Annotated in this window: 9 protein-coding genes; 3 read left to right on the forward strand and 6 right to left on the reverse strand. The window is 71.8% G+C overall.

Translation table 11 applies throughout. From position 1 onward, the window contains the following. Positions 1-270: 270 nt before the first annotated feature. Together AB0C22_RS27440 and AB0C22_RS27445 are read left to right on the forward strand one after the other, a co-directional pair. Positions 271-6,090, forward strand: a complete 5,820-nt coding sequence (locus AB0C22_RS27440) for a ThuA domain-containing protein (protein ID WP_357537853.1) — start codon at positions 271-273, stop codon at positions 6,088-6,090. Positions 6,091-6,165: 75 nt separating this feature from the next. Further along, entirely contained in the window at positions 6,166-6,705 is a 540-nt protein-coding gene (locus AB0C22_RS27445; RefSeq protein WP_219464735.1) for a hypothetical protein, read from the forward strand. A 70-nt stretch (positions 6,706-6,775) separates the two neighbouring features. Here AB0C22_RS27445 and AB0C22_RS27450 read toward each other — a convergent pair whose 3' ends face one another. The 3 genes from AB0C22_RS27450 to AB0C22_RS27460 form a co-directional block, all read right to left on the reverse strand. Then, entirely contained in the window at positions 6,776-7,738 is a 963-nt protein-coding gene (locus AB0C22_RS27450) for an aldo/keto reductase (RefSeq protein WP_357537856.1), read from the reverse strand. Between the two features lie 76 nt (positions 7,739-7,814). Further along, complete coding sequence (locus AB0C22_RS27455; RefSeq protein ID WP_219464738.1) at positions 7,815-9,494, reverse strand: ATP-binding cassette domain-containing protein; 1,680 nt, start codon at positions 9,492-9,494, stop codon at positions 7,815-7,817. Positions 9,495-9,535: 41 nt separating this feature from the next. Continuing rightward, on the reverse strand, positions 9,536-10,141 hold the full coding sequence (locus AB0C22_RS27460) for a methyltransferase (RefSeq protein ID WP_219464739.1): 606 nt from the start codon (positions 10,139-10,141) through the stop codon (positions 9,536-9,538). Positions 10,142-10,264: 123 nt separating this feature from the next. On the opposite strand from AB0C22_RS27460, the gene AB0C22_RS27465 reads away from it, so the two are divergent. Beyond that, the gene (locus tag AB0C22_RS27465; RefSeq protein ID WP_357537859.1) at positions 10,265-11,383 is read left to right on the forward strand and encodes a hypothetical protein; all 1,119 of its coding nucleotides are present in this window, start codon (positions 10,265-10,267) and stop codon (positions 11,381-11,383) included. A 99-nt stretch (positions 11,384-11,482) separates the two neighbouring features. Here AB0C22_RS27465 and truA read toward each other — a convergent pair whose 3' ends face one another. The 3 genes from truA to AB0C22_RS27480 all read right to left on the reverse strand — a co-directional run bounded on the left by truA (position 11,483) and on the right by AB0C22_RS27480 (position 14,014). Beyond that, entirely contained in the window at positions 11,483-12,313 is an 831-nt protein-coding gene (gene truA, locus AB0C22_RS27470) for a tRNA pseudouridine(38-40) synthase TruA (protein WP_357537861.1), read from the reverse strand. Positions 12,314-12,387: 74 nt separating this feature from the next. Continuing rightward, on the reverse strand, positions 12,388-12,957 hold the full coding sequence (gene rplQ / locus AB0C22_RS27475; RefSeq protein ID WP_208568198.1) for a 50S ribosomal protein L17: 570 nt from the start codon (positions 12,955-12,957) through the stop codon (positions 12,388-12,390). Positions 12,958-12,991: 34 nt separating this feature from the next. Then, entirely contained in the window at positions 12,992-14,014 is a 1,023-nt protein-coding gene (locus AB0C22_RS27480) for a DNA-directed RNA polymerase subunit alpha (protein ID WP_007073009.1), read from the reverse strand. Positions 14,015-14,028 lie beyond the last annotated feature (14 nt).

The raw sequence follows: 14,028 nt of genomic DNA on the forward strand, positions 1-14,028 counted from the left end.
GTACGGTTGTGGGCTTGTATCCACATAAGCCGGAAAAGCGAGTCGCCGATACCGAATCGTTACATGCTCATGCCTTGCCGGAAACCAATCCAGCGGCGCTAATTTGTTCAACCGATCGACATTATTCCGGTGCGGAGCCTCGGCGTGGCCCGCACCTGATCGCCACTGGTGCGGACCTCGGCGGGCCCACACCGATCCGACCGGGGACGGTCTGCGGCGAGTCGTCCCCATGCCCCCACCACTGTCCAGCACGGACAAAAGGAGCATGGAGTGTCTCCATCCCGCCATCGCCGCGCCCGTCGCGGCCCACTGGGTGCCGGTCTACTGGCCCTCTCCCTACTCGCCAGCGGCCTGATCGGCGGCACCGCCGCCCAGGCCGCTCCCGTCGCGGCGGCCCAGCCACAGGCCGCACCGGCACCGGCGGCAGCCGCCGCCGAACCCTTCTCGGTCCTGGTCTTCTCCAAGACCGCCGGATTCCGGCACGACGCCATCCCGGCCGGCATCGCCGCGATCCAGAAGCTCGGCACCGACAACGGGTTCACCGTCGACACCACCGAGGACGGAGCCGCCTTCAACGACACCAACCTGGCGAAATACCAGGCGGTGATCTGGCTCTCCACCACCGGTGACGTCCTCGACGCCACCCAGCAGGCCGCGTTCGAGCGCTACATCAAGGCCGGCGGCGGCTACGCCGGCGTGCACGCCGCCTCCGACACCGAGTACGACTGGGCCTGGTACGGCAACCTGGTCGGCGCGTACTTCTCCGGCCACCCCGCCAACCAGCAGGCCACCGTCAAGGTCGAGGACCACGCGCACCCGTCGACCGCCGACCTGCCGGACCGCTGGTCCCGGTTCGACGAGTGGTACAACTTCCGCACCAACCCGCGCTCCAAGGTGCACGTGCTGGCCAGCCTGGACGAGAAGTCCTACAGCCCGGGTGCCGGCGCGATGGGCGCCGACCACCCCACCGCCTGGTGCCAGGACTACGACGGCGGTCGGTCGTGGTACACCGGCGGCGGCCACACCCAGGCGTCGTACACCGAGCCGGAGTTCCTCAGCCACCTGCTCGGCGGCATCCGCACCGCGGCCGGCGTCGAGAACGCCGACTGCGGCGCCTCCAAGACCGCGAACTTCGAGAAGGTCACCCTCGACAGCAACACCAACAACCCGATGGAGCTGGACATCGCTCCGGACGGCCGGGTGTTCTACGCCGAGCGCGACGGCCGGGTGCAGATCGTGAAGCCGGACACCGGCAACACGGTCACCGCGACCCGGCTGGACGTCTTCACCGGCAACGAGGACGGCCTGCTCGGGCTGCGCCTCGACCCGGACTTCGCCACCAACAAGTGGATCTACCTGTACTACGCACCGGCCGGTGGCGCCCCGCGCAACTACCTGTCCCGGTTCACCGTCAACGGTGACACCATCGACAAGGCCACCGAGAAGGTCATCCTCCAGGTCGACACGCAGCGCAACACCTGCTGCCACGCCGGCGGCAGCATGACCTTCGACTCGCAGGGCAACCTCTACCTGGCCACCGGCGACAACACCAACCCGTTCGAGTCGAGCGCCTTCACCCCGATCGACGAGCGGGCCGGCCGGCAGGACTACGACGCGCAGCGCAGCGCCGGCAACACCAACGACCTGCGCGGCAAGGTGATCCGGGTGCACCCGGAGGACGACGGCACCTACACGATCCCGACGGGCAACCTGTTCGCCCCGGGCACCGCGAAGACCCGTCCCGAGATCTTCGGCATGGGCTTCCGTAACCCGTTCCGGATCGGCGTCGACCAGAAGACCGACACCCTCTACGTCGCCGACTACGGGCCGGACGCCTCGACGGCCAACCCGAACCGGGGCCCCGAGGGCCTGGTGGAGTGGAACATCGTCGCCACGGCCGGCAACTACGGCTGGCCGTACTGCACCGGCAACAACAAGGCGTACAACGACTACACCTTCCCGTCCGGGCCGAGCGGGGCGAAGTTCGACTGCGCCGCGCCGGTCAACGACTCGCCCAACAACACCGGCCTGACCAACCTGCCGCCGGCCATCGCGGCGACGGTGGACTACGGCTACGCCGGCGACCCGCGCTTCCCCGAGATCGGTGGCGGCGGTGCCCCGATGGGCGGCCCGGTCTACCGCTACGACGCCGACAGCACGTCGGGCCGCAAGTGGCCGGCGTACTACGACGGCAAGGCGCTGCTCGGCGAGTGGAACCAGTCGAAGATGTACACGATGCAGGTCAGCGCGGACGGCAAGACGCTGGTCGACATCAACCAGCTGCTCACCGGCATGCCGATGATCCGTCCGATGGACTTCGAGTTCGGTCCGGACGGCGCGCTCTACATGATCGAGTGGGGCACCGGTTTCGGCGGCAACAACGACGACTCCGGGGTCTACCGGATCGACTACACCGCCGGTGACCGCGCCCCCATCGCCGAGGCCAGCGCCGACCCCACCTCCGGGGCCGCGCCGCTGACCGTGAACTTCTCCAGCGCCGGGTCGCGTGACCCGGACGGCGGCACGCTGACCTACGCGTGGAAGTTCGGTGACGGCCAGACCTCCACCGAGGCGAACCCCACCCACACCTACACCGCGGCCGGCGACTACACCGCGCAGCTCACCGTCACCAACCCCAAGGGCCGCACCGCCGTGGCGAACGTGCCGGTGACGGTCGGCAACACCGCCCCGACGGTGACCATCGAGTTCCCGCCCAGCGGCGGTTTCTTCGAGTGGGGCGACCAGGTCAAGTACACGATCAAGGTGACCGACCCGGAGGACGGCACCGTCGACTGTGACCGGGTGCAGCTGCAGGTGCTGCTCGGCCACGACGAGCACGCCCACCCGCTGGAGCAGCACACCGGCTGCACCGGCACCGTGCAGACCTCGCTGGCGTCGGGTCACGGCGCGGAGGCCAACGTCTTCGCGGTCTTCGAGGCCACCTACACCGACGACGGCGGCACCGGCGGCGCCGGCCCGTTGACCGGTCGGGCGATCGAGATCCTCCAGCCCAAGCGCAAGCAGGCCGAGTACTACACGGCCACCGGGCGGGCCCCGGGCAGCACCGGCGGCGGTGACCCGGGCGTGCAGAAGGAGACCACCACCGACCCCGCCGGTGGCGGCCAGAACATCGGCTTCATCGAGGACGGCGACTGGTGGTCGCTCGTCCCGGCCAACCTGACCGGGGTCGAGCAGATCCGGTTCCGGGTGGCCTCCGAGGTCCAGGGCGGTCGGATCGACGTGCACGCCGGTGCCGTCGACGGCCCGGTCGTGGCCACGGCCACCGTGCCGAGCACGGGTGGCTGGCAGCAGTTCGTCGACGTGACCGCGCCGGTGACGGCCGGTGCGGAGGGCGCGCTGTACTTCGTCGCCAAGGACCCCGCCGGTGGCGCGGGTTCGCTGTTCAACGTCAACTGGATGGACTTCATCGGACGGGGCGTCACCGACAACGCGCCGCCGCAGGTGACGGCCACCGCCACCCCGGCGACCGGCACCGCGCCGGTCACCGTGACCTTCACCGGCACGGCCACCGACACCGAGGGTGACACCCCGCTGACGTACGCCTGGGACTTCGGTGACGGCGGGACGGCGACGACCCTGAACGCCACCCACACCTACCCCACCCCGGGCACCTTCACCGCCACCCTGACGGTGACGGACAGCCGGGGTGCGAAGTCCTACGCGACCGTCCCGGTCAAGGTGGACGCGCCGACCAACTCGTGCCTCGGCGCGCGGTCGGACGAGTTCCTCGGCAACAGCCTCGACAAGGACCGCTGGTCGGTGGTCCGGGAGAACCAGCTCTACTCGGTCTCCGGTGGGGCGCTGCGGCTGCCCACCTCCTCGGGTGACCTGTACGGCTCCCGTAACGACGCGACCAACCTGGTGCTCCAGCCCGCACCCAGCGGGGCCTGGCAGGCCACCACGAAGGTCACCGTGCCCGTCACCGCCGACTACCAGCAGGCCGGCCTGCTGATCTACGGCGACGACGACAACTACGCCAAGGTGGACCTGCTCTACGGCGGTTCGCGCAAGGTGGAGTTCATCCGGGAGACCGCCGGGACTCCGCGTAACGACGCGGCCGACGCCGTGGCCGCCCCGGCCGGTGACACCATCTGGCTGCGGCTGATCAGCGACGGCACCAACCTGACCGCGCAGTTCTCGACCGACGGTGTCACGTTCACCCCGGTCGGCCGGTCCGCCGCGCTGGCCGGCATCACCAACCCGCGCATCGGCCTGCTCGCCCTCAACGGTGGCACCACCGCCCCGGTGGTGGACGCGGTGTTCGACTCGTTCCTGGTCTCGCCGGACGCCCCGGCCGGCCCGGTCACCCCGTCGGACGAGTTCACCGGCACCACGCTCGACAAGTGCCGGTGGAACGCGGTGCTCCGTGAGGACCCGGCCGGTTACCGGGTGGTCGACGGTGCGCTGAAGATCGACGTGCCGTCCGGTGACATCTACGGCACCAACAACACCGGGCCGAAGAACTTCATCCTCCAGACCGCGCCGAGCGGTGACTGGACCCTGGAGACGAAGGTCGACGGCAGTGCCCTGGCCGAGCAGTACCAGCAGGCCGGTCTGATCGTCCACGCCGACGACGACAACTACGTCAAGTTGGACTACATCGTGGACAACCAGGCCGGGCAGGCGGTCTCCCGGCGGATCGAGTTCCGTGGCGAACTCGCCGGGGCGACGCAGAACCCGCAGCCCCAGGTCTCCAACCTGACCTCGGGGGTGTGGTACCTGCGGCTGGCCCGCGCCGGTGACACCTTCACCGCGTCGTACTCGGCGGACGGGCAGGAGTGGACCACGTTCGAGACGGTGACGAACACCGCCGTCGGGGCCACCCCGAAGATCGGTCTGTTCACCCTCGGCGCGAACGCGGCCACCTCGACGACGGCCTCGTTCGACTACTTCCGGCTCTCCACCAGGGCGGCCGACACGACCGCCCCGGTGACCACGGCCACCGTCTCCGGCACCCCGACCGAGGGTTGGCACACCGGCCCGGTCACCGTGACGCTGGCGGCGGCCGACGAGGCCGGCGGTAGCGGGGTGGCGAGCACCGAGTACCAGCTCGACGGGGCCACCACGTGGACCGCGTACACCGAGCCGGTGCAGGTCAGCGGGGACGGCACCCACGAGGTGCGGTTCCGGTCGACGGACGCGGCCGGCAACGTGGAGGCGACGAAGAAGGTCGCCGTGAAGATCGACGCCACCGCGCCGGTCAGCTCGGCGTCGTTCGCCCCGGCCAACGACGACGGCTGGCACAACGGCACCGTCCCGGTGGTGATCACCTCCACCGACGCCGGTTCCGGGGTCAAGAAGCTGGAGTGGTCGCTCGACGGTGGCGCCTGGACGGCGTACACCACGCCGGTGGAGGTGACCGGGGACGGCACGCACGAGCTGCTGTACCGGGCCACCGACGCCGCCGGCAACGTCGAGGCGCTGAAGTCGGCGGTCGTCAAGATCGACGGCACCAAGCCGACGTTGCTGGTCTCCGGCATCGCCGACGGCCAACTCTACGGTGACAGCCAGGACGTCCGGATCTCGTGGCAGGCGGTCGACCCGACCTCCGGCATCAAGACGACCTCCGGCGTGCTGGACGGTCGGGCGTACGCCAGCGGCACCCTGCAGGCGCTGTACGAGCTGCCGCTCGGCCTGCACGAGCTGACGGTGACCGCGACCGACAAGGCGGGCAACTCCACCACCTCGACGGTCCGGTTCTTCGTCACCACCTCGTTCCGGGACATGCAGAACCTGCTGGACCGGTTCAAGGCGACCGGACGACTCTCCACCAAGGCGCACCGTCAGCTGTCCAACAAGCTGGACGCGGTACGGGAGTCCGAGGCGGCGGGCAACGACAAGCGGGCGGTGCAGCAGTTGACCGCCTTCAAGGCGTTGGCCACCGACCCCGCGGTGGTGACCGACACCGACGTGCGGGACGTGCTGGTCCGGGACGCCGACGCCATGATCGTCCGGCTCGGTGGCGCGGCCACCAAGGCCGGCGTCAAGGCGAACGCCAACAAGTCGGTCAACGGGGCCGGCCGGCTCGGTGCCGACCCCACCCGGATCGCCAAGGGCGGTTCGCTGTAAGGAGCACCACGGGGCCGCTCCCACCGTCGACACCGGCGGTGGGGGCGGCCCCTCCACATAGCAAGGGAGACGTCGATGCGTACCTTGAGAGCCCTCGCCGCGCTGGTCGTGGCGGCCCTGGTGACCCTGCCGGCGGGTCCGGCGGCGGCGCACGGCGGAAAGGTCAAGCTGACGGTGGCCGGTGACGGCGCCGGTGGGGTGACCGTGATGGCCGTGTACGCCGACGGGCACCGGCTGGACCAGCCGGTCCGGCTCACCGTGACAGCCGAGGGTGAGGGGGGCCGGACGGCCGGGCCGGTGCAGATCGAGCCGTCCGGGGAGGGGCAGGGCTTCTACAGCAGCGGCCCGCTGCTCTCCCCCGGCGACTGGCGGGTGACGGTCCGCGCCCCCGCCCCCTACCAGAGCACGGCGACCGCTCAGGTGCAGGCCCGGGTGGCCCAGTCGCCGTCGCCGGTCGCCGCCACGCTGCCGCCCACCGGCGGGGACGCCGACGACGGCTTCGGCGGCTGGCCGTGGCTGGCCGGTGCGCTGGCGGTGGTCGTCGTCGCCGGGTCGACGCTGCTGTGGTGGCGTCGCCGGGCCCACCCCGGGGAGCCGACCGGCCTGGCCGGCTGACGACCTGGTACCCGATCGGGCCCGGACACCGCGACGGTGTCCGGGCCCGACCGCGTCCGACCCGGGTCGGTCAGAGCAGGGCGTCCAGGGCGTCGAGGTCGTCGTCGGTGGGCTGCCAGGTGCCGGCGGCGGCGTTCGCCCGGACCTGCTCGGCGGTGGTGGCCCCGGCGATGACGGAGGCCACCGCCGGTCGGGCGGCCAGCCCGCCGATGGCCACCTGGAGCAGCGTCAGCCCCCGCTGCGCCGCAAACGTCTCCAGCGCCTCGATGGTCTCCCAGCGGGCCGCGGCGAGCCGCTCGGCGTACCGGCCACCGCCGGAGAGGCGGCTGCCGGCGGGTGGGGCGGTGTCGCGCCGGTACTTGCCGGTGAGCAGCCCGTTGGCGAGCGGGAAGAACGGCAGCAGGCCCAGGCCGAACCGCTCGCAGGCCGGAATGATCTCGACCTCGGCGTCGCGGTGGAGCAGGTTGTAGTGGTTCTGCGCGCTGACGAACCGGGTCAGCCCCCGGGTCTTCGCCGTCCAGTCGGCGTCGGCGATCTGCCAGCCGGAGAAGTTGGAGTTGCCCAGGTAGCGCACCTTGCCGGCGCGGACCAGGTCGTCCAGCGCGGCGAGCGTCTCGTCGATCGGGGTGTCCGGGTCGGGCTCGTGCAGCTGGTACAGGTCGATGTGGTCGGTGCCGAGCCGGCGCAGCGACGCCTCGACGGCCCGCACCACGTACCGCCGGGACCCGCGTACCCCGAAGTCGCGGCCGTTGCGCCCGCCCATCGACATGCCGAACTTGGTGGCCAGCACCACGTCGTCCCGGCGGCCCTTGAGGGCCTGCCCGAGCAGTTCCTCGGAACCCCCCGAGGGCTCGCCGTAGATGTCGGCGGTGTCGAAGAAGGTGATCCCGGCGTCGAGCGCGGCGTCGACCACCGCCCGGGTGCCGTCGATGTCGAGCTTGCGGCCGAAGTTGTTGCAGCCGATGCCGACCACGGACACCACGAGCCCGGAGTCGCCCAACCGGCGGTAGGTCATCTCAGTCACGAGATCCACCCTATGCCGCCCGGACCGGCCCCGACCCCGCCCGACGACCGGCCGGGGTCGGCACCTCACGGTCCGCGTGGGTGACTCAGCCCACGTCCCAGACCGGCTCCGGGGTCTCCACCACCTCACCGTCCCCCCGGAACAGCACGAACCGGTCGAACGAGCGGGTGAACCAGCGGTCGTGGGTGACCGCGACGACCGTCCCGGCGAACGCGGCCAGTCCCGCCTCCAACGCCTCGGCCGAGGCCAGGTCGAGGTTGTCGGTCGGCTCGTCGAGCAGCAGCAGGGTCGCCCCGGACAGCTCCAGCAGCAGCACCAGGAACCGGGCCTGCTGACCGCCGGACAGGGTGCCGAAGCGCTGGTCGCCCTGGCCGGCCAGCTCGTAGCGGCTCAGCGCCGCCATCGCCGCGTGCCGGTCCATTCCGGCCCGGTGCTCGTCGCCCCGCCACAGCGCCTCGACCAGGGTCTTGGCCATCAGCTCCGGCCGGTCGTGGGTCTGCGAGAAGTGCCCCGGGCGGACCCGGGCACCCAGCCGGACCACCCCGCCGTGTGCCACCGGGGCCAGCGCGGCGGCCCCGTCGACCGGGCCGTTGGCCGGGTCGGGGTCGGTGCCGCCCCGGGCCAGCAGGCGCAGGAAGTGCGACTTGCCGGTGCCGTTGGCCCCGAGCACCGCCACCCGGTCGCCGTACCACAGCTCCAGGTCGAAGGGGTAGGTCAGGCCGTCCAGCTCCAGCTGCTCGCAGATCACCGCGCGCTTGCCGGTCCGCCCGCCGGCCAGCTGCATCCGGATGTCCTGGTCCTTCGGCGGTACGGGTGGCGGCCCGGCCTCCTCGAACTTGCGCAGCCGGGTCTGCGCCGCCTGGTAACGGGAGGCGAGCCCGTCGTTGTACGCGGCTTTCTGCTTGTACATCAGCATCAGCTCACGCAGCTTCTGGTGCTCCTCGTCCCAGCGGCGACGCAACTCGTCGAGGCGGGCGTGCCGGGCGGTGCGGGCCTCGTGCCAGCTGGCGAAGCTACCCGGGTGCACCCAGGCGCTGCCCCCCTCGACGGCGACCACCCGGTCGGCGGTACGGGCCAGCAGCTCCCGGTCGTGTGAGACGTACAGCACCGACTTGGTGGACTCGCGCAGCCGTTGCTCCAGCCAACGTTTACCGGGCACGTCGAGGAAGTTGTCCGGCTCGTCGAGCAGCAGCACCTCGTCGGTGCCCCGCAGCAGCAGCTCCAGGGCGAAGCGCTTCTGCTGGCCACCGGACAGGGTCCGCACCGGGCGGTCCCGGGACGCGTCCCAGGGCAGGTCGAGCACGGTGGTGGTGACGGTGTCGAAGAGCACCTCGGCGTCGTACCCGCCGGCCTCGCCCCAGGCGGCCAGCGCGTCCGCGTACGCCAGCTGGGCCTTGCCGGCGGCGGTGCTGTACTTGCCGCGCAGCTCGGCGGCGCGCATGGCCTGTTCGGTGTCGACGAGCCGGCGGCCGGCGTCGCGCAGCGCCGGCGGGGCCAGCGACAGGGCCAGGTCGGCCAGCGTCGACTCGTCACCGATCATGCCGATGAACTGCCGCATCACGCCGAGCCCGCCGGCCCGCGCGACCGCGCCGGTGCGCACCGGCAGGTCCCCGGCGACCATCCTCAGCAGCGTCGTCTTGCCGGCGCCGTTCGGCCCGACCAGGGCGACCTTGGCCCCCTCACCGACCCGGAACGACACGTCGGCGAAGAGTTCCCGACCGTCCGGGAGGATGTGCCCGACCGCTGCCACGTCCACGTATCCCACGCGGGCATCCTGCCCGAGGCGTGGGGCCGGAGGACACCGGATTACCGGGTGACCCGCAGCACCCGGTAGCCCTTCTGGCTGGCGTGCCGGGTCACCGCGAAGCCCTCGTCGAGCAGCCAGCGGTGCAGCGAGTCGCCGCCGAGGTGGCGGGCCACCACCAGCCAGCCGACGCCGTCCGGGGCGAGCCGGGGCAGCCAGCGGCGCAGCAGTCCGTGCAGTTCGGGTTTGCCGACGTGGATCGGCGGGTTGGACCAGACCTGGGTGAAGGTGACGTCGGCCGGCACCTCGTCGGGGGTGACCGCGTGGACCCGGTCGGCGGCGTCGATGCGGGCGGCGTTCGCGGCGGTCAGTGCGCGGGCCCGTTCGTTGACGTCGACCGCCCAGACGGTGGCGGTCGGCGCGAGGTCGGCCAGCACGCAGCTGATCGGGCCGAACCCGGAGCCGATGTCGAGCAGGTGGCCACCGGTGGCGGCGGTCGGCAGGTCGGCCTTGCGCAGCAGGACGGCGGTGCCGGGGTCGAGCCGGGTGGCGGAGAAGACCCCGCTGGCGGAGGCGAGTGTGTAGTCGCGCCCGGCGACGTGGAACTCCACCTCGCGGGGGTGGGCCGGGGCGCTGGGCTCCGCGGTGAAGTAGTGGTCGCCGGTCACCGGGGCATTGTTCCACCGGTCCGGAGCGGGGCTGCCGTCGGCCGGCGTCCCCGCCCGACGCGCCACAGACCGTATTTCCTGTTATTACCCCCTAAAGGGGCAATGAACCCTACTCTGGGCGACATGGTATATCGGTACGAGTCCGCTGAGGACGCATTCGAGGAGAACCCGCGGCCCGACGCGGACCTGCCGCTGTTCCAGCCCCCGCCGACCACGGCGGCCGGGCCCTCCCCGTCCCGCTTCCCGGCACCGTCGCTGCCCCGGGTCAACCAACCGGCACCGCCGACGGTCGACCCCGTCCCGATCCGGTCCGCCGTCCAGGTGCCCGGCGCGACGTCCGCACCGGACCGCGCCAGGTCCCGCCGCTCCGGCGACGGCCGGGGCCGCCGGGGTGGCCGCGGCTGGCAGATCGTCGTCGGCGGGGCCGCCGTGCTGATGCTGCTCGGCCTCTGCGGGCTCGGCGGGGCCGTCCTGCTCATCGACCGCACCCCGACCGACGACACGTCGCCGAACGGGCAGGCCGCGCCGACGGCACCGGGCACCGCCACCCCCGACGACCAGGCCGACGGGCCACTGGACTCCCGGGAGGTCGACCGGCAGCCGTTGACCGCCAAGGAGGTCTTCCCCGGCAGCAAGCTGGTCATCGGCGTCGACCGGCACGAATACCAGGTGCTCAAGACCCAGTCGAACGCCAGCTGCGCCGTCGCGGCCACCGGCGAGATAGCCGACCTGCTGGTCACCCTCGGGTGCAGCCAGGTGGTCCGGGCCACCCTGCGCTCCCCCGACGAGGACCACCTGGTCACCGTCGGCCTGCTCAACCTGACCGACCTGGCCACCGCGCAACGCGTCCGGGACCGGATCCGCCCACTGCTCGACGACCGGCGCGGCCGGTTCCGGGGCATGCCCGCGGGGGAAGACACCGAGTCGGTCGCCACCGCCGCCGCCCGCGTCGCCTGGCAGGTGCGCGGCCACTACGTCGCCTACTGCCTGGTGACCAGGGACGACGCCGGTGCCGTCCCGGCCGGCGACCAGACCGTCCGCGAGATCATCTACGACCTGGTCGAACTGCACCTCGACAAGGGCGTCCTGGACCGCCGGGCGGCCGGCGTCAGCGTCGACCAACCCACCGCCAAGGCCACCAGCCCCTCGGCCACCCCGCACGCCGGGAACCGGAAGACCCCCACCCCCACCGCGACCCCCCGCGTCGGCGACCCGGACACCGACGAGCTGCCCGGCGACTGACGACCACCGACGCAGGCCCGGCCGGCGCGGCCGGGCCTGCGTCGTGCCCGGCCCGGAGGGAACGGGATCCGCCGCCCGGGACCGACCGTCCCCCGGCCCTCAGGACTGGACGGGGAGCCGCAGCCGGCGGGTACGGTCGGCGCGGTCGGCGTACTCGGCCGGGTCGTGTGGATAGCCGACGGCCACCAGGGTCAACCCGTGCGCCGGCGCGACCGTCACCTCGCTGGAGCGTTCCCGCCGGGCCAGCAGCCCCGCCGGCCACTCGACCGGACGTCGACCGTCCCCGGCGGTCAGCATCGCCCCCACCAGGCTGCGCACCATCGCCTGGCAGAACGCGTCGGCCTGCACGGTGGCGACCAGAATGCCGTCCGGGTCCCGCCGCCAGTCCAGCCGGGTCACCTCACGCAGGGTGGTGGCGTTCTCCTTGCGCCGGCAGTACGCCGCGAAGTCGTGCTCCCCCACCAGCCCGGCCGCCGCGACGTTCAGGGCGCCCAGGTCCAACGGTCGGGGCCAGGCGAGGGTGTCCCGACGCCGCAACGGCTCGACACCCCACGGCGCGTCGGTCACCCGGTATTCGTACCGGCGGAAGGTCGCCGAGAAGCGGGCGTCGAACTCGACGGGCACCTCGGTCATCGCCCGGACCCGCACGTCACCGGGGAGCAGCCGGGCCAGCCGGCGCAACAGCCGCCCCCGGTGCTCCGCCCAGACGACGACGGGCACGTCGAGGTGGCAGACCTGCCCGGTGGCGTGCACCCCGGCGTCGGTCCGCCCGGCCACCGTCAACCCGGTGACGGCACCCGCCCCGAGCACCAGGTCCAGCGTCTCGACCAGCACCCCGGCCACGGTGCGCCGGGTCGGTTGGACCGCCCAGCCGGAGAAGTCGGTGCCGTCGTACGAGACGTCCAGCCGCAGCCGGATCCGCTCGTCCACCTCGTACCTCCCGTTCACGACGTCGGGCCCGGCACCCCAGGAAGGGATGCCGGGCCCGACGGTGCTGCCGTTGCTCAGGCCTTCTTCTCGGTGGCCTCGGTCTCGGTAGCCTCGTCGCTGTCCTCGCGGGCGGCGGCGGTGTCACCGGACGCCGAGACCGGCGCCTCGGAGTCCTGGTCGGCCGGGGCCGCCGGGGTCTCCTCGGCCGGGGCGAGCGCCTCGACCTTGTCCTGCTGGGCGGCCTTGCGGGCGGCGGTCTTCTTGTTCGCCTTGGGCTCGGCGACCTGAAGCTCCTCCACCAGCTCGATGATCGCCATCGGAGCGGCGTCACCCTTGCGCGGGCCGGTCTTCACGATCCGGGTGTAGCCACCGTTGCGGTTGGCGTACCGGGGCGCGATCTGGTCGAACAGGGAGTAGACCACGTCCTTGTCCTTGACGACGCCCAGCACCCGCCGCCGCGAGGCGAGGTCGCCCCGCTTGGCCTTGGTGATGAGCTGCTCGGCCAGCGGACGCAGCCGCCGGGCCTTCGTCTCGGTGGTCTGGATCTTGCCGTGCTGGAACAGCGCGGTGGCCAGGTTGGCCAGCATCAGCCGCTCGTGCGCGGGGCTGCCGCCGAGGCGGGGGCCCTTGGTGGGCGTGGGCATGCTTGGTGCTCCTCAGGTGTGGCGGCAGCGCGGACTAGAGCTGCTCGGTCTCGCGATAGTCGTCGGTGTCGTAGTCGGCCTCACCGAAGGCGTCCACGACGTGTGCCGGGTCGAAGTTCGGGGCCGAGTCCTTCAGCCCCAGACCCATCCCGGCGAGCTTCATCTTGACCTCGTCGATCGACTTCTGGCCGAAGTTGCGGATGTCGAGGAGGTCGGCCTCGGTACGCCCGATCAGCTCACCAACGGAGTTGATGCCCTCGCGCTTGAGGCAGTTGTAGGAACGGACCGTGAGGTCCAGCTCCTCGATCGGCAGGGCCAGGTCCGCCGCCAGCTGGGCGTCCTGCGGGGACGGCCCGATGTCGATGCCCTCGGCGGTCTCGTCCAGCTCCCGGGCCAACCCGAACAGCTCCACCAGCGTCGAACCGGCGGAGGCCAGCGCGGTACGCGGGCCCATCGACGGCTTGGTCTCGACGTCGATGATCAGCCGGTCGAAGTCGGTCCGCTGCTCGACGCGGGTCGCCTCGACGCGGTACGTCACCTTGAGCACCGGCGAGTAGATCGAGTCGACCGGGATCCGGCCGATCTCGGCGCCGGCCTGCTTGTTCTGCGCCGCCGTCACGTAGCCGCGACCCCGCTCGACGGTCAGCTCCATGTCGAGCCGGCCCTTGCCGTTGAGGGTGGCGAGCTTGAGGTCGGGGTTGTGCACCGAGACACCGGCCGGGGGCTGGATGTCGCCTGCGGTGACGTCGCCCGGACCCTGCTTGCGCAGGTACATGCTGACCGGCTCGTCGTGCTCGGAGCTGACGCAGAGCTCCTTGATGTTCATGACGAGCTCGACCACGTCCTCCTTGACCCCGGGGATCGTGGTGAACTCGTGCAGCACACCGTCGATCTTGATCGAGGTGACCGCGGCACCCGGGATGGACGACAGCAGCGTACGCCGCAGCGAGTTGCCCAGGGTGTAGCCGAAGCCGGGCTCCAGCGGCTCGATGGTGAACCGGGAACGGGTCTCGTTGATCGACTCTTCGGAGAGAGACGGTCGCTGGCTGATGAGCATCTTTTCTCTTCTCT

This window comes from Micromonospora sp. NPDC048894 (assembly GCF_040649765.1).
Taxonomy (GTDB): Bacteria; Actinomycetota; Actinomycetes; order Mycobacteriales; family Micromonosporaceae; genus Micromonospora; species Micromonospora antibiotica.